At 66.3% G+C, this 17,306-nt stretch carries 16 protein-coding genes; 10 read left to right on the forward strand and 6 right to left on the reverse strand.

Translation table 11 applies throughout. From position 1 onward, the window contains the following. The first annotated feature begins 76 nt into the window (after window positions 1-76). The 3 genes from CSC94_RS06645 to CSC94_RS06655 are packed head-to-tail and all read left to right on the forward strand — an operon-like array spanning window position 77 to window position 2,872. On the forward strand, window positions 77-361 hold the full coding sequence (locus CSC94_RS06645; RefSeq protein ID WP_133122837.1) for a hypothetical protein: 285 nt from the start codon (window positions 77-79) through the stop codon (window positions 359-361). 46 nt (window positions 362-407) lie between these two features. Next, a complete protein-coding gene (locus CSC94_RS06650) occupies window positions 408-926 on the forward strand; it encodes an O-acetyl-ADP-ribose deacetylase (protein ID WP_099305078.1) in 519 nt (172 codons plus the stop codon). A gap of 2 nt (window positions 927-928) precedes the next feature. Next, complete coding sequence (locus tag CSC94_RS06655; RefSeq protein ID WP_099305080.1) at window positions 929-2,872, forward strand: acetyl-CoA carboxylase biotin carboxylase subunit; 1,944 nt, start codon at window positions 929-931, stop codon at window positions 2,870-2,872. A 263-nt stretch (window positions 2,873-3,135) separates the two neighbouring features. Here CSC94_RS06655 and CSC94_RS06660 read toward each other — a convergent pair whose 3' ends face one another. Next, complete coding sequence (locus CSC94_RS06660; protein ID WP_099305082.1) at window positions 3,136-3,402, reverse strand: sel1 repeat family protein; 267 nt, start codon at window positions 3,400-3,402, stop codon at window positions 3,136-3,138. A gap of 480 nt (window positions 3,403-3,882) precedes the next feature. Between CSC94_RS06660 and CSC94_RS06665 the strand changes: the two genes are divergently transcribed. Beyond that, window positions 3,883-4,221 (forward strand): DUF2147 domain-containing protein, encoded by a 339-nt coding sequence (locus CSC94_RS06665; protein ID WP_099305084.1) that lies wholly within the window; start codon window positions 3,883-3,885, stop codon window positions 4,219-4,221. Between the two features lie 34 nt (window positions 4,222-4,255). Here CSC94_RS06665 and CSC94_RS06670 read toward each other — a convergent pair whose 3' ends face one another. Beyond that, window positions 4,256-4,969: a glutathione S-transferase family protein gene (locus tag CSC94_RS06670; RefSeq protein ID WP_099305087.1), complete on the reverse strand. Its 714-nt coding sequence runs from the start codon at window positions 4,967-4,969 to the stop codon at window positions 4,256-4,258. 176 nt (window positions 4,970-5,145) lie between these two features. Here CSC94_RS06670 and CSC94_RS24565 point away from each other — a divergent pair, with 176 nt between their 5' ends. From CSC94_RS24565 to CSC94_RS06680, 3 genes are all read left to right on the forward strand, one after another. Next, window positions 5,146-5,301: a hypothetical protein gene (locus tag CSC94_RS24565; RefSeq protein ID WP_165784346.1), complete on the forward strand. Its 156-nt coding sequence runs from the start codon at window positions 5,146-5,148 to the stop codon at window positions 5,299-5,301. A 72-nt stretch (window positions 5,302-5,373) separates the two neighbouring features. Continuing rightward, the gene (locus CSC94_RS25215; RefSeq protein ID WP_099305089.1) at window positions 5,374-6,075 is read left to right on the forward strand and encodes a DUF805 domain-containing protein; all 702 of its coding nucleotides are present in this window, start codon (window positions 5,374-5,376) and stop codon (window positions 6,073-6,075) included. 82 nt (window positions 6,076-6,157) lie between these two features. Beyond that, window positions 6,158-7,660, forward strand: coding sequence for an AMP nucleosidase (locus CSC94_RS06680; RefSeq protein WP_099305091.1), 1,503 nt, complete (start codon window positions 6,158-6,160; stop codon window positions 7,658-7,660). An 89-nt stretch (window positions 7,661-7,749) separates the two neighbouring features. Here CSC94_RS06680 and CSC94_RS06685 read toward each other — a convergent pair whose 3' ends face one another. Then, window positions 7,750-8,352: a DUF922 domain-containing protein gene (locus tag CSC94_RS06685; protein ID WP_099305093.1), complete on the reverse strand. Its 603-nt coding sequence runs from the start codon at window positions 8,350-8,352 to the stop codon at window positions 7,750-7,752. Window positions 8,353-8,532: 180 nt separating this feature from the next. Between CSC94_RS06685 and CSC94_RS06690 the strand changes: the two genes are divergently transcribed. After that, on the forward strand, window positions 8,533-9,474 hold the full coding sequence (locus tag CSC94_RS06690; RefSeq protein ID WP_099305095.1) for an endonuclease/exonuclease/phosphatase family protein: 942 nt from the start codon (window positions 8,533-8,535) through the stop codon (window positions 9,472-9,474). Between the two features lie 53 nt (window positions 9,475-9,527). Here the strand turns inward: CSC94_RS06690 and CSC94_RS06695 are convergent, their stop codons facing one another. Then, window positions 9,528-11,219, reverse strand: coding sequence for an electron transfer flavoprotein-ubiquinone oxidoreductase (locus CSC94_RS06695; protein ID WP_099305097.1), 1,692 nt, complete (start codon window positions 11,217-11,219; stop codon window positions 9,528-9,530). Between the two features lie 428 nt (window positions 11,220-11,647). On the opposite strand from CSC94_RS06695, the gene CSC94_RS06700 reads away from it, so the two are divergent. Further along, window positions 11,648-12,511, forward strand: a complete 864-nt coding sequence (locus CSC94_RS06700; protein ID WP_099305099.1) for a uracil-DNA glycosylase — start codon at window positions 11,648-11,650, stop codon at window positions 12,509-12,511. A 195-nt stretch (window positions 12,512-12,706) separates the two neighbouring features. Continuing rightward, on the forward strand, window positions 12,707-13,969 hold the full coding sequence (locus CSC94_RS06705) for an MFS transporter (RefSeq protein ID WP_099305101.1): 1,263 nt from the start codon (window positions 12,707-12,709) through the stop codon (window positions 13,967-13,969). 21 nt (window positions 13,970-13,990) lie between these two features. On the opposite strand, the gene CSC94_RS06710 is transcribed toward CSC94_RS06705, so the two are convergent. Further along, complete coding sequence (locus tag CSC94_RS06710; protein ID WP_099305103.1) at window positions 13,991-14,947, reverse strand: DMT family transporter; 957 nt, start codon at window positions 14,945-14,947, stop codon at window positions 13,991-13,993. Window positions 14,948-14,963: 16 nt separating this feature from the next. Further along, complete coding sequence (locus tag CSC94_RS06715; protein WP_099305105.1) at window positions 14,964-17,276, reverse strand: xanthine dehydrogenase family protein molybdopterin-binding subunit; 2,313 nt, start codon at window positions 17,274-17,276, stop codon at window positions 14,964-14,966. Between the last annotated feature and the right edge of the window lie 30 nt (window positions 17,277-17,306).

The following is a 17,306-nucleotide window of genomic DNA, read 5'->3' on the forward strand; positions in this document are numbered from 1 at the left end:
TGCGGTGTCCGGGCGGATCGGGGGTGCCGCGCCATGGTGGCCGGTACCGGTGAGTTTCCTTCATCGGGGTGGTTTCATGAAAAGACGGGTAACATTGGCGATCGCGGCCGGCATGGTGGCGGCATCAGCGCTTCCGGCTTTCGCCGAACAGGGCGAACAGCCGATCTCCTGGCATCGGGCGATGAAACTGGTGCGCCATTGCAAGGTGGAAACGGCCTTCCAGTCGCATCGGCGCGAGGTCTCCCTGGTCTTGCGCAACGGGCGCCGCTTGCGGACGATCGAGCCGCGCATGGACGATATCATCCATGCCATCCAGTCCATGGAGCGTCGCTGCGGCTTCACGCCGATCGCCACGGAATAACACTGGCGCGCGATGCTGTCCCCTCCCATGCGGCGGGGGCGGCATCATGAATGCGGCATCGCGCATTTCCGTCGTCACCGCCGACATCACGACGCTCGACGTCGATGCCATCGTCAACGCGGCCAACCAGACGCTGCTGGGCGGTGGCGGCGTCGATGGCGCCATTCACCGGGCCGCCGGGCCGGGCCTGCTGGAAGAATGCCGGACGCTCGATGGCTGCGAGACCGGCGAGGCGAAAATCACCGCAGGCTACCGGCTCGCGGCGCGCCATGTCATCCACACGGTCGGGCCGGTCTGGCATGGCGGCAATGCCGGCGAGGCAGACCTGCTGGCGGCCTGTTATCGCAACAGCCTGGCGCTTGCCCGCGACGCCGGGCTTGAGACCATTGCCTTTCCCGCCATTTCCACCGGCGTCTACGGCTATCCGAAAGCGGACGCCGCCCGCATCGCCACACGCACGGTCACCAGCTGGCTGGAGCGACATGCGCTGCCGCACCACGTGACCTTCTGCTGCTTCGACAATCAAAGCGCCGCACTGCATCGCGCGGCCCTGGAGGAGACCTGACCATGTTCGAGAAGATCCTCATCGCCAATCGCGGCGAGATCGCCTGCCGCATCATCCGCACCGCGCGGCGCATGGGCATCGCCACGGTGGCGGTTCATTCCGATGCCGACCGCAATGCGCTGCATGTGCGCATGGCCGACGAGGCGGTACCCATCGGCCCGGCCGCGGCGGCGGAAAGCTATCTGGTCGCCGAGCGGATCATCGAGGCGGCCCTGGCCACGGGTGCGCAGGCCATCCACCCGGGCTACGGTTTCCTGTCGGAAAACCCGGGCTTCGTGGAAAAGGTGGAAGCCGCCGGGCTCGTCTTCATCGGGCCCTCGGCTGCCTCCATACGCGCCATGGGCCTGAAGGACGCGGCCAAGCGGCTGATGGAGAAGGCCGGAGTGCCCGTCGTGCCGGGCTATCACGGCGACGCGCAGGAACTGGTCGTGCTGGCCACCAAGGCCAACGAGATCGGCTACCCGGTGCTCATCAAGGCGTCGGCCGGCGGCGGCGGCAAGGGCATGCGGAAGGTGGACCGCCCGGAGGATTTCAAGGACGCGCTCTCGGCCGCGAAACGGGAATCCAAGGCAGCTTTCGGCGATGACCGCGTGCTGGTGGAAAAATTCGTCGAGAAGCCGCGCCACATCGAGGTGCAGGTGTTCGGCGACAGCCATGGCAACGTGGTGCACCTCTACGAGCGCGACTGTTCGCTGCAACGGCGCCACCAGAAGGTGATCGAGGAAGCGCCCGCCCCCGGCATGACCGCGGAGATGCGCGCGGCGATGACCGACGCGGCCGTGAAGGCGGCCAAGGCCATCGACTACCGCGGCGCCGGGACCATCGAGTTCATCGTCGACGGATCGCAGGGCCTGCGGCCGGACGGCTTCTGGTTCATGGAGATGAACACCCGGTTGCAGGTGGAGCACCCGGTCACCGAATGCATCACCGGCATCGACCTGGTGGAATGGCAGTTGCGGGTGGCAGCGGGCGAACCGCTGCCGCGGCGCCAGGACGACATCCAGGCCTGCGGGCACGCCTTCGAAGCCCGCGTCTATGCCGAGGACCCGGCAAAAGGATTCCTGCCGGCCATCGGCACGCTGCACCACCTCTCCTTCCCCGCCTCGGCCGGAACCGGCGCGCTGGTGCGCGTCGACAGCGGCGTGGAGGAAGGCGATGCAATCAGCCCGTTCTACGATCCCATGATCGCCAAGCTGGTCGTGCAGGGAGCGGACCGGGCCTCCGCGCTGGCCGGACTCGCCGACGCGCTGGAAGCCACCCGCGTGGCCGGTTCGACGGCCAATACCGGCTTTCTCGCCGCGCTTGCCAGGCATTCCGGTTTCGCTGCCGGCGATGTCGATACGGGCCTGATCGACCGCGATCAGGCGGTGCTGGTGGCCGCGCCGCAGCCCGACGCGCGCATGGTGGCCGAAGCGGCGCTGGCCGCCTCCGGCCTCACGCCGGCGAGCGGCAGCGATCCGTGGGATTCGCTGGCCGGCTTCAGCCATTTCCATCCGCTGGCCATTTCGGTGGAACTGAAACGCGGCGACGAGACCATCGCGGCGCGCATCCTGCCTTCCGGCACGCGGGCCGCCAGGGTCTCGGTCGGGTCGCATCCGGCCGTCACGCTTGCGCTCGGAGACACCTCGGCGGTGCAGTGGCCGGGCCATGTCACCGTGTTTTCCGCCGGTCACGCCCTCGATTTCGTGCTGCGCGATCCGTTCGGCGATGCCGACGACGCCGGCGGGGCCGACAAGCTGACCGCGCCGATGCCCGGCCTCGTCAAGGTCGTCAACGTGGAAGCCGGCGCGACCGTGACAAAGGGCCAGCCGCTGCTGGTACTGGAAGCGATGAAGATGGAGCACACCATTGCCGCGCCGCATGACGGCGTGATCGCCGAGGTGGCCGCGCAAGGCGCGCAGGTGACCGACGGAACGGTGCTGGTGCGGTTCAACGAAGCGGATTGACCCGGGCGGGACGGTGATGGCCGGGTGAAAAGAAAAGAGCCGCGCCGGCCTTGTCCCCTGCCGGTCGCGGCTCACTCTTTCTGACGGTCGCGTCCCCCTGTGCGTCCCCACGTCGGAATCTACGTCCGTCCTGCCGGTTCATGGCCGGTTCCTATCCCAGAAGGAACCGCTTCTTGTTGTTCTTGTGCCATTCCGGCCGGGCCTGCCTTTGGCAGGCGTACCCCGTTCTTGAGGTGCGGGGCTTGGTTTTCCGTGTCTGTCGACTAGTGCATCGTCATCCATTCGCGGGCTTCGCGCAGGGCGCGGGCGAGTTCCGGCTTGGACATCTGCGATGCCATCTCGGAGCGCAGGGCCGCGGCGCGGGCCGAGCCCTTGATCGCTGCAATGTTGAACCACTTGTGCGCGGCGACCAGGTCCAGGTCACAATCACGGCCGGTGGCGTACATCATGCCCATCTCGAACAGGATGTCGGCCTGGGTGGTCGCGTCCATCGCGCCGGCGCCGGCTTCATGCATGTCAAAACGTGCCATTTCGAAATCCCCTGTATCCCTTGCTGCGGCCCGTTGCCTTGCCTCGTTCGTTGGCCGCGCTTCATGGTCCCGAGGATGCCGTAGAGCCTTGAATCCGCCGTAAAAACTTGTGCTTAATTTGAAACAAACAAAGTGAAAACAAGGGGTAAACCTCAGTTTTCATTAAGCATCGGAGTCCGGCCGGTTCCGGGATTCCGGCGAAAATTCCGCTAAAATGCCGCCGATGGACGTCAAGGATCTGTTGACCACGCCAACAGCAGGGACCGAAAAAGATCGTTCCGGAAATGCTGAAACCGGCGGGTTGCCACCGGTGAGCGGCGCGGCGCGACTGCCCCGGAAAACCCTGCGCTGGCCGCTCCAGGCCGCCGGACACGGCTGACGCAGGTTTCCGCGGGGTCATGCGGGGGCCAATTGCTTTTACGTTTACGTTAGAGTAATTATAACGCCACGCCAAACAAGGCGATCATCGGGAGGACTGACATGATCCGCTTGCTTTCACTTGCTGCTGCCACATTCGCCCTGACCGCCGTTGCCGCGGCGGCCGAACCGATCGAGGGCAACTGGAAAACCCAGAGCGGCGAGACCGCATCCATCGCGTCCTGCGGCGGCGCCTATTGCATCACGCTGAAGACGGGCGACTACAAGGGCAAGCGTATCGGGCAGCTCTCCGGCTCCGGTGGCAGCTATTCCGGCACCATCACGGACCCGGCCGACGACAAGACCTACTCGGGATCCGCGAAGGTCACGGGTGCATCGATGAAGCTGAAAGGCTGCGCGCTGAAGATCTTCTGCAAGACGCAGACCTGGACGAAGCGCTGACGGCACCAGCGCGCGGCGGGGCGTCCGCGCCCCGTCACCTCGCCTTCTGGGTGAACAACAGCTTCCAGGCCTCGCGGTCCTTGGTCATCTCGTTGATCGAAAGCCGCTTCTCCTCGCCTGCCCTGATGCCTCTTTCCACGGCAGGGCGCGCCATCATGGTCTCGAACCAGCGCTTCACATTGGGAAAATCGTTGAGGTCCTGGCCCTGGCGCTTGTGCGGCTTGACCCAGCCGATGCAGGCCATGTCGGCAATGGAATAGTCGCCGGCCAGGAAATCTCGGTCGGCAAGACGCCGGTTCATGACGCCGTAGAGCCGATTGACCTCGTTGGTGTAGCGCTCGATGGCATAGGGCACCTCTTCCGGCGCATAGCCGCGGAAGTGATGCGCCTGGCCGCACATCGGCCCGAGGCCGCCGACCTGCCAGAACAGCCATTGCTCCACCTCGACGCGCTGGCGCTCGTCGGCCGGGTAGAACCGGCCGAACTTGCGGCCGAGATATTGCAGGATGGCGCCGCTTTCGAAGACGGAGATCGGTCCGCCGCCCGGGCCCTCGGGGTCGATGATGGCCGGCATGCGGTTGTTGGGCGAGATGGCCAGGAATTCCGGCTCGAACTGCTCGCCCCGGAGGATGTCGACGAAGTGCAGGTCATAGGGGATGCCCAGTTCCTCGAGCATGATGGTGACCTTCCAACCGTTCGGCGTGGGCCAGTAGTAAAGCGCGACGGGTTCGGTCTGGGTGACGGTCATAAAAAGGCTCCTCCGGCGTTTCGGGCACAAAAAGACCACAGAGGCGTGGTGTTCTCAAGACGAGGGTTCGCAGCCCTCGCGTCAACCATTTTGAACCGCGCATGAACAACCCTCTCAGCGGCAATTCAGGGCGCGGCATGCAGAATGGCGCCATTGTATTGCGTAGGACGTCTGACATGCTTGCCCGCCGAGTTACCCTTCTTTGCCTGCTTGCCGCCATTCTCGGCATCGGCCTCTCCACCCTCGTCGCCGAAACGGCCCGCCACGACCGCTCCTGGAGCGCGGCAGCGACGCCATCCTGCGTGTTTTCGCGCTCGGGTTTCTGTCATTGACGCAACCACTTGCGGCCTGGCTGCCTGTTCTGCCACACTGACTTTCACTTAAGGTCAGGAGGGTGAACTGGCATGAGCGAAGCACAGTGGTATTACGCCGAGGGACAGGAACGGCGCGGCCCCGTGGGCGAGAACGAAGTCCGGTCGATGGCCGAAAGCGGGCTCATCCGGCCCGATACGCTGGTCTGGACCGCGGGCATGGAAAACTGGCAGAAGGCCTCCGCCACGCTGCCGGCGGGCATCCGCCCCGCCCACTGGGGCGGCGAGGCCCCGCCCCCGGTGAGCCGCCCCGCGCGGCGGGAACAGCCGGAGGGCGCCAGCGCCGCGGACACCGGCGCCGGCGGCCCCTGGCAGGACACGCGCCAGGCCGGCGCCGAAAGCGCGGCGCGGGACCCCGGCGCACCCGACCCGGACACGTTCATGGGGGCGGTCAAGACCTGCTTCGCGAAATACGCCACCTTCAGCGGGCGGGCCCGGCGGCCCGAATTCTGGTGGTTCGCCCTCTTCACCTTCATCGGTTCGATGATCACGGGTTTCATCGATGTCTCGATCTTCGGCACGCAGTCCGAATCGGGCATCCTGAGCCCGATCTTCAGCCTTGCGATGCTCATTCCCTCGCTGGCCGTGGGCGTGCGCCGGCTGCATGACACGGACCGGGCCGGCTGGTGGTACTTACTGATCCTCGTGCCGCTGATCGGCTTCATCGTGCTGCTGGTCTTCTTCGTCTCGCGCGGCACCGAGGGCCCGAACCAGTACGGGCCGGAACCGCGTTGACGACAGCAGCGCCTGGCGCAGGACGGCGCGGATTTCCGCGCCGTGCCTCTTCCCTTGTCATATTGGCCGATTAAACTGAGCCATGGAAAAACGAATCTACCCTTCCCCGATCGCGGACGTCGCCATGCCGGAACGCATGGAGCGGCGCGATTTCACCGATCCCGCCGCCGCCGTCGAGGCGCTGGCGGAGATCTACACGCGCAACACCGATTTTCTCCGAGACGCCTTCGAAACGGTGGCGACGACCGGACGCAACGACCGCCGCTGGCGGGCCTGCTACCCGGACCTGCGGGTCACGACCTCATCCTACGCGCAGGTCGATTCGCGCCTTGCCTATGGCCACATGGCCATGCCGGGCGACTATTCGACCACGATTACAAGGCCCGACCTGTTCCACGACTACCTGGAGGATCAGCTCGGCCTGATCATGAAAAACCACGGCGTGGCGGTTAGCGTGGGCGAATCGAACACGCCGATCCCGCTGCATTTCGCCTTTGCCGAAGGCGCCCACGTGGAAGCGAACGTGGCCGACCGCGTGTCGCGGCCGCTGCGCGACCTGTTCGACGTGCCGGACCTGAACGCGACGGACGACCACATCGTCAACGGCACCTACGAGCCCGGGGACGGCGACCCCATGCCTCTGGCGCCCTTCACGGCCCAGCGCATCGACTATTCGCTGCACCGGCTGGCGCATTACACCGCCACCAGCCCGAGTCATTTCCAGAACTTCGTGCTGTTCACCAACTACCAGTTCTACATCGACGAATTCGCCATGTTCGCGCGCCAGCTGATGGCACAGGGCGGTGGCGGCTACGATGCCTTCGTCGAGCCCGGCAACGCCGTGACCCTGGCCGGCGAGCGCGAACCGTCCTCCGGCGCCGCCCTGGCGCGCATGCCGCAGATGCCGGCCTACCACCTGAAAAAGGGCGACCACAGCGGCATCACCATGGTCAACATCGGCGTCGGCCCTTCCAACGCCAAGACCATCACCGACCATATCGCCGTGCTGCGGCCGCATGCCTGGCTCATGCTCGGCCATTGCGCGGGGCTGCGCAACAGCCAGGCGCTCGGCGACTACGTGCTGGCCCATGCCTACGTGCGCGAGGACCACGTGCTGGACGATGACCTGCCGGTCTGGGTGCCGATCCCGGCGCTGGCGGAGGTGCAGGTGGCACTGCAGGAAGCCGTCGCCGAGGTGACCGGGCTTTCGGGCTACGAGCTCAAGAAGATCATGCGGACCGGCACGGTCGCCACCATCGACAACCGAAACTGGGAACTGCGCGAACAGCGCGGCCCCGTGCAGCGCCTCTCGGTCAGCCGCGCCATCGCGCTGGACATGGAATCGGCGACGATCGCGGCCAACGGGTTCCGCTTCCGGGTGCCCTATGGCACGCTGCTGTGCATCTCCGACAAGCCGTTGCACGGCGAGTTGAAGCTGCCCGGCATGGCGACTGATTTCTACAAGCGCCAGGTGGCCCAGCATCTCGACATCGGCATCCGGGCCATGGAAAAGCTGGCGGCCATGCCGCCGGAACGGCTGCATTCGCGCAAGCTGAGAAGCTTCACGGAGACGGCGTTCCAGTAAGGGTCCTGCGGGTCAGCCGGGCTTGCATGGCGGTGGATGCCAAGCCCGGTTCCGGTCTGGACCCATGACAAGCGGGTCCGGGGCGCGCGCTACTTCACCAGTTGCATGACGCTCTTTTCCACCGGGCCGCCATCCCGGTGCTCACGCTTGTCATAGGCATTCTGCTTGTCGTCGTAGCGCTTGTAGATCGCCTTGACGTCCAGCCGGAGGCGGTTGACCGCCCGGCGGCAGCCCCGGCTGTCCTCCATGGCGAACCTGCGGATCCGGCTGTCCAGCGCATTGGCCATCTCGACCGCGATGCGGCCGTGAACCCGTTCATGGCCGGTGGTGTGCTTCATGAAGGTGGCCCAGCGCCGCTTCATGGCCGGCGACAGACGCGCGGCAGGCCGCGGAAAGACATAGGTGATGACGGCGTCGTATCCGCCGTTCTCGACGCGGCACACGCCTTTTTTCCAGACCATCTTGCCACGGGGGCTGGTCTTGTACTGGGTCTGGGCCATCGCCTTCTGCATGAAGGCGTGCCGCGGGCCGCGGCGGTTCATCGACTTGAACAGCTCGTATCCCGTGGTGCCGCTGACGCTGTAATACCGGGTCTTGCTGGTGATGCGCGCCTTGGCCAGGACCGGACCGGCGACAAGCCCGAGCACGGCGAGAGCCATGGCAAGACGTAAGGCAAACCCGACCGACTTCATCCGCGCGCTCCAGCTTTTCCGCGATGATGAAATGAAACCACAAGGCGCACCCTGCCGCAACACGCATGGCAGGCGGCGGCCAGGTCCGGACCGGATTGCATAAAATCCGCACAAAGGCGCCAAGAAATCCTACCGGTTTCTGGCCTATGCCACCCTGCGAACCATGACGGGCAGAGGATCATGACGCTGTTGACCCGCGCGGCCAGGGCCGTGCTGCACCTTTTCATGCTTGCCGCGAGCGGGGCCGTGCTGGCTTCGCTTGCCGCGCCGTTGCACCCTGCACTGGATTCCATCGCGCATTTCCGGCTTCACCTGGCCGCTGCGCTCGCCGTCGCTTCGCTCGTGGCGCTGGCATGGGGGCCACGCGCCCTGGCGCTGTGTTCGCTTGCCATCGCCGGCTTTGCCGCGGTGTGGACCGCGCCCTACCTGCCCGGCCTGGCGACGCGGGGCCAGGCCGCCGCACCCCACAGCCTGCGCGTGCTCCAGTTCAACATGCGCTTCGACAATCACGAGACCAGGCGCGCTGCCGCCTATATCCGCTCACAAGATCCCGACGTGGTGCTGCTGCAGGAGGCGACGGGAGGCATCCATTCGCTGAAGTCGCTGCTGGCGGAGGACTACCCCGTCCGGGCCGTGTGCCCGGCACGCGGCTGGAAGGGTGGCTCCGTCATCCTCAGCCGCCTGCCATTTGCCCGGGCAGACGCGGTGCGCTGCAGCCGGGATTCCAGCCTGGTCGCAACGCAGTTGCTGCTGGACGGAAAGGCGGTCAGCTTTGCCAGCATTCACCTGCAATGGCCGTGGCCGATGAAGCAGGAGGCCCATCTCGATTCTCTGGCGCCGATGCTCTCCGCCCTGCCCCATCCGCTTGTCATCACGGGAGATTTCAACGCCACGCCATGGAGCCGGACGCTCACGCGCACGGCCGGCCTGACCGGAACGACGGTCGCACCGGGCTACCGCCCGAGCTGGCTGACCTTCAGGGCATCGGACTGGGTGCGGCCGCTCGCCGGCCTGCCCATCGACCAGGTTCTCACCTCGGCCGATTTCCGCGTACAGGCCATTCACACCGGGCCGGCGATCGGGAGCGACCACCTGCCGGTGGTCGCCGACCTGCGCTTCTGAAACGAAAAGGGCCCGGGCTGGTGCCGGGCCCTGTCGCGATCTTTCCCGCGCAATCACATGTTCGGGTAAACCGGGCCCTCGCCACCCTGCGGCGGCACCCAGTTGATGTTCTGGTTGGGGTCCTTGATGTCGCAGGTCTTGCAGTGGACGCAGTTCTGCGCGTTGATCACGAAGCGGGCCTCCTGGCCGGCCGACGTCATCTGTCCCGCGGGAATGGCATTGCCCTCGGCGTCCACCCATTCATAGACCCCGGCCGGGCAATAGCGCGTCGACGGTCCGGCATATTCCTTGAGTTCGGAGGAATACTGGAGTGCCGCATCCTTGAGCTGCAGGTGAACCGGCTGGTCTTCCTCGTGGTTGGTGTTGGAGAGGAAGACCGAGGACAGGCGGTCGAAGGTCAGCACGCCATCCGGCTTGGGATAGGCGATCGGCTTGAAGTTCTTCGCCTTCTTGAGGGAGGCCGCATCGGTCTTGCCGTGGTGCAGCGTGCCGAAGAAGGAAAAGCCCAGAAGCTGGTTGGTCCACATGTCCAGCCCGCCGAGACCGACTCCGATCATGGTGCCGAAGCGCGACCACAGCGGCTTGACGTTGCGCACGCGCTTGAGGTCCTTGCCGATGTCGGACGAGCGCCATTCGCTTTCGTAGGCGGCGAGTTCGTCCTGCGCGCGGCCGGCGGCCAGCGCCTCGACCGTCTTCTCGGCTGCCAGCATGCCCGACAGCATGGCGTTGTGCGAGCCCTTGATGCGCGGCACGTTGACGAAACCGGCCGAACAGCCGATCAGCGCGCCGCCCGGGAAGGTGAGCTTCGGCACGGACTGCCAGCCGCCCTCGGTGATGGCACGGGCGCCGTAGGAGAGCCGCTTGGCGCCCTCGAAGACCGGGGCGATGGCCGGATGGGTCTTGAAGCGCTGGAATTCCTCGAAGGGCGAGAGATAGGGGTTCTCGTAGTTGAGGTGCAGCACGAAGCCGACGGCGACGAGATTGTCTTCCAGGTGATAGAGGAACGAGCCGCCACCGGTGCGTCCGTCGAGCGGCCAGCCGAAGGAATGCTGCACCAGGCCCTGGCGGTGGTTCTCGGGCTTGACCTCCCAGAGTTCCTTCAGCCCGATGCCGAACTTGCCGGGATCACTGTCCTTCGCCAGGTCGAACTTCGCGATGAGCTGCTTGGCGAGCGACCCGCGCACACCCTCGCCGATCAGCGTGTACTTGCCGAGCAGCGCCATGCCGGGCGCATAGTTCGGACCCGGCTCGCCGTCGCGGCCGATGCCCATGTCGCCGGTGGCCACGCCGATGACGGCGCCGTTGTCGTCGTAAAGCACTTCCGAGGCGGCAAAGCCCGGATAGATCTCGACGCCCAGTTCCTCGGCCTTGGCTGCCAGCCAGCGGCAGACATTGCCCAGCGAGACAATGTAATTGCCGTGGTTGTTCATCAGCGGCGGCATGGCGAAATTCGGCAGGCGCACCGATCCGGCGGGGCCAAGCCAGAGAAAATGGTCGTCGGTGACCGGGGTTCGGAACGGATGATCAGCGTCATCCTTCCAGTCCGGCAGAAGCCGGTTGATCGCGATGGGGTCGACCACGGCGCCGGAGAGAATGTGGGCGCCGACCTCGCCGCCCTTTTCCAGCACCACGACGGAGATGTCGGGATCAAGCTGCTTGAGCCGGATCGCGGCCGACAGGCCAGCGGGGCCAGCGCCCACGATCACGACATCGAATTCCATGCTTTCGCGTTCAACTTCGCTCATCGGTTCCTCCGCCGGCGCGCCTGATCATCCGGCTCTTGCCATATCATCCCCTGCCCTTAGCGCAAGGTGGAGCCCGAGAAAACCACGGCCACACCCCGCATCCACCTCGCAGGCCTACAGGTTTCCAAATATTATTGACGTTTACGTTAGCGTCAATCCCATTTCTTCGTTCACGCCGTCCCCGGGTGTCGCGCGCGGGCGGACAGGGCGTGGAACGGCAGTCTGCGCAGCCTTGCCCCGGCACCCGGCCACCGTCGCACCTGTCGCCGCCCGGGCGTTTCAGCCATGAAAGCGCGTGGCCCGGCTTCCCGGTCCTGATGATCAACCCCGTCGCGCTGCCCCGGTTCCACCAAGTTGCCTGCCCGGCGATTGTTCACAGGGAGCGGCCATGCCTTGCGCCGGACCGGCCGGCATGGCACTGCTCAGGCATGACCGATCTGGCCGACCTGATGCATTTCTACCGCGACGCTGGCGCGGACTGGGTGTTGAACGACACCCCGGCCGACCGCTTTGCCGAGGCGGCGGCGCTGAAACAGGCTCAGGCCAGGGCACGGGAGGCCCGCGAGGGACAGGACCCTGGCCGGGCAAGGCCTGCATCCCCGGCGGCCGCTCAAGGCGCCAGCCGCCCTGCCCCGCCAGTGCCGGCCCAGCCCGGTCAGCCGGCCGCCGTACCGGACGAGGCGCAGGTGGCACGGGCACGTGACATGGCCCGGTCCGCCGCCAGCCTCGACGAATTGAAAACGCTGTTCTCGGGCTTCGACGGCTGCAACCTGAAATTCACGGCCAAGAGCTTCGTCTTCGGCGATGGCGATCCGCACTCCGGCCTGATGGTGATCGGGGAGGCGCCGGGGCGCGACGAGGACCTGCAGGGCCTGCCCTTCGTCGGCCGGTCGGGGCAATTGCTCGACCGCATGCTCGGGGCCATCGGACGCGACCGCACCAGCGCCTACATCACCAATGTCATTCCCTGGCGGCCGCCCGGCAATCGCACGCCGACACCGCACGAGACCGAGATCTGCCGGCCTTTCCTCGAGCGCCACATCGAACTGGCGGCGCCGCATGTCATCCTCGCGCTCGGGCGGCCTTCCATGGCGGTCCTGACCGGGCGCAATGACAGCATCATGCGCACGCGCGGCAACTGGCTCGTCCACCGCACGCCGGCCGGCACGGAGATCCCGGTGCTGGCCACGCTGCACCCGGCCTACTTGCTGCGCAACCCGGCCCACAAGGCCTTTGCCTGGAAGGATTTCCTGGCGCTGAAACTGCGGCTCCGGGAGATCGAGAGCGGCTGAGAGACCCGCGTCCGGCGGCTCGCGAAAGAACGCGGGGTTGACGGACGCGGCGAATGCCCTTTCTCCTGCATGCACGGAAATGCGAAACCGGCCGTCGCAATCCGGTCATCACGCGCGGGGCAAATCGTGAGACCGCTGGACTGCGGGACCGCGCCACCAACACCGATCGAAACTGCAAACCCATCCCGGTGCTTCATGATCCAACAGCTCCGCCCGATTACCGCATTGATGCTCAGCGCATTCTTCATGGTGGCCGGCGTCGGCCTTGCCGGCATCCTGATTCCGCTGCGGGCCACGGCGGAAGCCTGGTCGACGGTGACGCTCGGCTGGATCGGGGCATCCTACGCGGCCGCCTTCACGGCGGGCTGCGTGGTCGTGCCGCGGCTGGTGCTGCGCGTCGGCCATATCCGGGTCTTCGCGGCCATGCAGACGCTGCTGGTGGCGTCGATGCTGTTCCATTCGCTCGTCGTGGATCCGATTGCCTGGGCGCTGTTCCGGCTGATGGCGGGCGCCTCGGTCGCCGGCGGCTACATGGTGCTGGAAAGCTGGCTCAACGAACGCGTGACCAACGAGACGCGCGGCATGGTGATGTCGGCCTACATGATCGTTTCCATGGCCGCCGTTGCCTCCGGCCAGTACCTGGCGCCGGCAGGCGATCCGACAAAGGAGACGCTGTTCGTCATCTGCGCCCTGCTGTTCGCCGCCGCCGTGCTGCCGGTGACGCTCACCAGCGCCCAGTCGCCGCGGCCGATCACGCAGGTCTCGATCGACATCAAGGGCCTTTTCAAGGCCTCGCCGGCGGCCATGGTCGGCGCCTTCATGGCCGGCGTGGTCTTCTCGATCTGGTCCTATTTCGTGCCGGTTTACGGCAAGATGGCTCATCTTTCCGATTTCACCATTGCCACCATGCTGGCCTTCGCCATGCTCGGCGGCATCATCGCGCAGTTTCCCATTGGCCGGCTGTCCGACCAGATGGACCGCCGCTACGTGATGGCGGGCGCGGGCCTGTTCGGCGCCGCACTCTGCGTGCCGGCCGCCATCCTGGCGCCGGCGACGCCCTGGGTGCTGTTCGGGTTCACCTTCGCGCTGGGCATGGTGCTGTTCCCCATCTACGCACTGGCCAGCGCCCATGCCAACGACATCGCGCAGCCGGAAGACTTCGTGAAAATTTCCGGCGGCATCCTGATCTTCTACGGCTTCGGCACGACCGCCGGCCCGCTCGTCGGCGGCCCGATCATCGACGCGGTCGGCAAGGGCGGCGTGTTCATGACGCTCGGCGTGGCCTTCGCGGTCTACGGTGGCTACGCGTTCTGGCGGTCGATGCGGCGCGAAGCGGTCCCGGCGGACGAGCGCACGGATTACCAGGTCATCACGCCGGCAGTGCAGCAAACGCCCGAAAGCCTGCAACTGGACCCGCGCATCGAGGACGTGCCGGAGGAAGAACGCCTCAACGCCTGACGCGGAAAAACGACGGGACGGCTATTGCGGCGGCTGGAAACGGCGTGCGGCCCGCCGCTCCAAGCCCAGCCGGTGCTCGCGCCAGATGATGAACAGGCCGGACCCGACGACGATGGCGCCGCCGACCAGGGTCCAGGCGGTGGGGACGTCGGCAAAGGCGACATAGCCGATCACGCCGGCGAGGATCAGCGATGTGTATTCGAACGGCGCGATGGTCGACATCTCCGCGTGGCGATAGCTCTGGGTCATCAGGATCTGGCCGATGCCGCCACAAAAGCCCGCCGACACAAGGGCGATCACCTGGAAGCGGGACAGGTCGGCCCAGCCGAATACCCATGTCGCCAGACCCACGACGCTGGCGGTCAGCGAGAAATAGAGCACGATCGTTGGTGTACGCTCGGTCTTGACCAGGCCACGGACCTGGATCATGGCGCCGGCGGTCATGACGGCGGCGCAGAGAATGGCGATGACGCCCAGTGCCTCGTCATTGGCCATGCCGCCCGGCGCGGTGAGCAATGTCAGCTTCGGCCAGGAAATGATGATGACACCGATGAGGCCGACGATGACCGCCGTCCAGCGATAGAGCCGCACGGTCTCGCCGATGAAGATGGCGGAAAAGATGACGACGACCAGCGGGCTGGCATAGTTCAGCGTCACGGCATCGGGCAGCGGCAGGCGGGTAAGGCCGAAGAACCCGAGCCCCATGGAGGTGACGCCGAACAGGCCACGCAGGATATGCGAGCGGAGCCTGGCCGTGTGCAGGACCCCCTTCATCTGGCCGCGAAGGATCAGCCAGAGCAGGATCGGGACAATGGCGAAGGCAGAGCGGAAGAAGACGATCTGGCCGGGCGGAAGCTGCCCGGCCGCCTTGATCATCGCCTGCATGGACACGAAGGCGGTGACGGACGCCATCTTCAGCAGGATGCCCAACAACGGGCGCTCCTCGCCTGCCACTTCCTTTGCCGCCACCTGCCCCATCGCCGTCGCCTGCCGCCTACTTGACGCCGCCGGCCTCGTCGATGGCCCTCCAGACCCGTTCCGGCGTCGTCGGCATCTCGATGTGGGAAACGCCGCAAGCGCGCCAGAGCGCATCCGTGACGGCGTTCAGCGCCGCCGGCGTGGCACCGATCGTGCCCGCCTCGCCGGCCCCCTTGATGCCCATGGCATTGGTGGTGGACGGCACGTTGCGGGTTTCGAAATCGAAGCTCGGCATATCCGCGGCGCGCGGCATGGCATAGTCCATGAAGGTCGCCGTGATGAGCTGGCCGCTTTCGTCGTAAACAGTATTTTCCATCAACGCCTGGCTGATGCCCTGCACCGCGCCGCCGTGCACCTGGCCGGCGAGCAGGAGCGGGTTCACCGACGCGCCGAAATCATCGACGATGGTGTAGCGCACGATCTCCGTTGCACCGGTCTGCGGGTCGATCTCGACTTCGCAGACATGGGTGCCGTTCGGATAGGTGGCCTCGTCCTGCTTGAACTCGCCGAAACCCTTCAGGTCTTCCGGATCCTTGGCGGCTTTCGCGATGGCGGCGAAGGACATCGAGCGGTCGGTGCCGACAATGCGGGCCTCGCCCTCGGTCAGCTCGATGTCGGCGGCGTCGGCCTCCAGTTCGGAGGCGGCGATCCGGCGCATCTTCTGGGCCAGGTCATCGCCGGCCCGCGAGGCCGATACGCCCCCCAGCGGGATGGAGCGCGATCCGCCGGTCCCGCCGCCGTTGGTCAATTCGCTGGTATCGCCCTGGCGCACATGGATGCGTTCCAGCGGCAGGTCCAGCTTGTCGGCCACGAACTGGGCATAGGCCGTGGCGTGACCCTGGCCGTTGGACTGGGTGCCGATGAACAGCGTCACGTCACCGCTGTCTTCCAGCTTGAGATGCGCCGGCTCGGACCCGGCGAAGGCGCAGGCCTCGATATAGGTCGCCATGCCGATGCCGCGGATCTTGCCGCGCGAGCGGGCCTCGGCGACGCGGGCCTCGAAGCCGGCCCAGTCGGCCTTTTGCATGGCCTGGCGCATGTGGGCATCGAACTCGCCGACATCGTACTTGCGGCCCGTGGGCGTGGTGTAGGGGAACTGCTCGGGGCGGATGAAATTGCGGGCCCGCAGTTCTTCCGGCGCGAGGTTCAGTTCGCGGGCGCACTGGTCGGCGAGTTTCTCGATCAGCAGGGCCGCTTCCGGCCGGCCGGCGCCGCGATAGGCATCCACCGGCACGGTGTGGGTGTAGACCCCGTCCACCGTCACGTCGATGACGGGAATGTCGTAGACGCCGGTGGTCATCGATGTTCCCACCCACGGGATGTAGGGGCCGAACTGGTTGGCATAGGCCCCCATGGCGGCGATCACCGAAATGCGGAGCGCGAGGAACCGGCCTTCGGCGTCCATCGCCATTTCGGCTTCCACCACGTTGTCGCGGCCGTGGGCATCCTCGAGGAAGTGCTCGGTGCGGTCGCCTGTCCACTTCACCGGGCGGCCAAGACGGCGGGAGGCCTCCAGAACCAGCGGATATTCCCGGTAGACGAAGGTCTTCGTGCCGAACCCGCCACCGACGTCCGGGGTGATGACGCGCATCTGCTCCGGGTCGATGCCAAACACGTTCTGGCACAGCAGGCGGCGCAGGCTGAACACGCCCTGGGAGCCCGTGGTCAGCGTGATGCCGTCGTCGCGCCAGTCGCCAATGGCCGCGCGCGGCTCCATGTAATTGCTGACGAGGCGGTTGTTGACGAAGGCAACCCGGGTGACGTGCGCTGCCTTTGCGAAGGCAGCGTCGGTCTCTTCCTTCGAGCCGCGATGGTAGGTGAAGGCCTTGTTGCTGCCTGCGTCGGGCCAGACCAGCGGCGCATCGGCATCGAGCGCGCGGGCCGTTTCGATCACCGGATCCGTCGTGTCGTAGTCCACCTCGATCAGTTCGGCGGCGTCGGCGGCCAGTTCGCGGGTGTCGGCCACGATGAAGGCAACGGCATCTCCAACATGGCGTACCGCATTGCGGCACAGGACGGGGATGTTGCGCGGCGTCGCGCCCTTCAGCTCCGGCAGGGCCTGGAAGAGCGGCGAAACAAGGTCGCCAAGGTTGTCGATGTCCGGTCCGGTCAGAACGAGATGGACCCCCTCGGCGCCGCGGGCCGCGTCCAGCGAACCGGCGTCGATGGAAAAGGTCGCGGCGGCCACCGGCGAACGCAGGACGTAGCCGTGCAGGCATCCTTCCGGCGCGATGTCGTCGGTGTAGCGGCCCCTGCCGGTCACGAAGGTCTGGTCTTCCACCCGGCGCGCGGATGCACCGAAGCCGAACTTCACATTGGCCATGCCCATGGCAATCGCTCTCCCTTGCTCTCTCAGCCA

This window comes from Zhengella mangrovi, from assembly GCF_002727065.1.
Lineage (GTDB): Bacteria > Pseudomonadota > Alphaproteobacteria > Rhizobiales > Rhizobiaceae > Zhengella > Zhengella mangrovi.

Coding starts and splice junctions, on each gene's coding strand:
- CSC94_RS06645 (WP_133122837.1), top strand. CDS start 77: ATGAAAAGACGGGTAACATTGGCGATCGCGGCCGGCATGGTGGCGGCA.
- CSC94_RS06650 (WP_099305078.1), top strand. CDS start 408: ATGAATGCGGCATCGCGCATTTCCGTCGTCACCGCCGACATCACGACG.
- CSC94_RS06655 (WP_099305080.1), top strand. CDS start 929: ATGTTCGAGAAGATCCTCATCGCCAATCGCGGCGAGATCGCCTGCCGC.
- CSC94_RS06660 (WP_099305082.1), bottom strand. CDS start 3,402: ATGGCACGTTTTGACATGCATGAAGCCGGCGCCGGCGCGATGGACGCG.
- CSC94_RS06665 (WP_099305084.1), top strand. CDS start 3,883: ATGATCCGCTTGCTTTCACTTGCTGCTGCCACATTCGCCCTGACCGCC.
- CSC94_RS06670 (WP_099305087.1), bottom strand. CDS start 4,969: ATGACCGTCACCCAGACCGAACCCGTCGCGCTTTACTACTGGCCCACG.
- CSC94_RS24565 (WP_165784346.1), top strand. CDS start 5,146: ATGCTTGCCCGCCGAGTTACCCTTCTTTGCCTGCTTGCCGCCATTCTC.
- CSC94_RS25215 (WP_099305089.1), top strand. CDS start 5,374: ATGAGCGAAGCACAGTGGTATTACGCCGAGGGACAGGAACGGCGCGGC.
- CSC94_RS06680 (WP_099305091.1), top strand. CDS start 6,158: ATGGAAAAACGAATCTACCCTTCCCCGATCGCGGACGTCGCCATGCCG.
- CSC94_RS06685 (WP_099305093.1), bottom strand. CDS start 8,352: ATGAAGTCGGTCGGGTTTGCCTTACGTCTTGCCATGGCTCTCGCCGTG.
- CSC94_RS06690 (WP_099305095.1), top strand. CDS start 8,533: ATGACGCTGTTGACCCGCGCGGCCAGGGCCGTGCTGCACCTTTTCATG.
- CSC94_RS06695 (WP_099305097.1), bottom strand. CDS start 11,219: ATGAGCGAAGTTGAACGCGAAAGCATGGAATTCGATGTCGTGATCGTG.
- CSC94_RS06700 (WP_099305099.1), top strand. CDS start 11,648: ATGACCGATCTGGCCGACCTGATGCATTTCTACCGCGACGCTGGCGCG.
- CSC94_RS06705 (WP_099305101.1), top strand. CDS start 12,707: ATGATCCAACAGCTCCGCCCGATTACCGCATTGATGCTCAGCGCATTC.
- CSC94_RS06710 (WP_099305103.1), bottom strand. CDS start 14,947: ATGGGGCAGGTGGCGGCAAAGGAAGTGGCAGGCGAGGAGCGCCCGTTG.
- CSC94_RS06715 (WP_099305105.1), bottom strand. CDS start 17,276: ATGGGCATGGCCAATGTGAAGTTCGGCTTCGGTGCATCCGCGCGCCGG.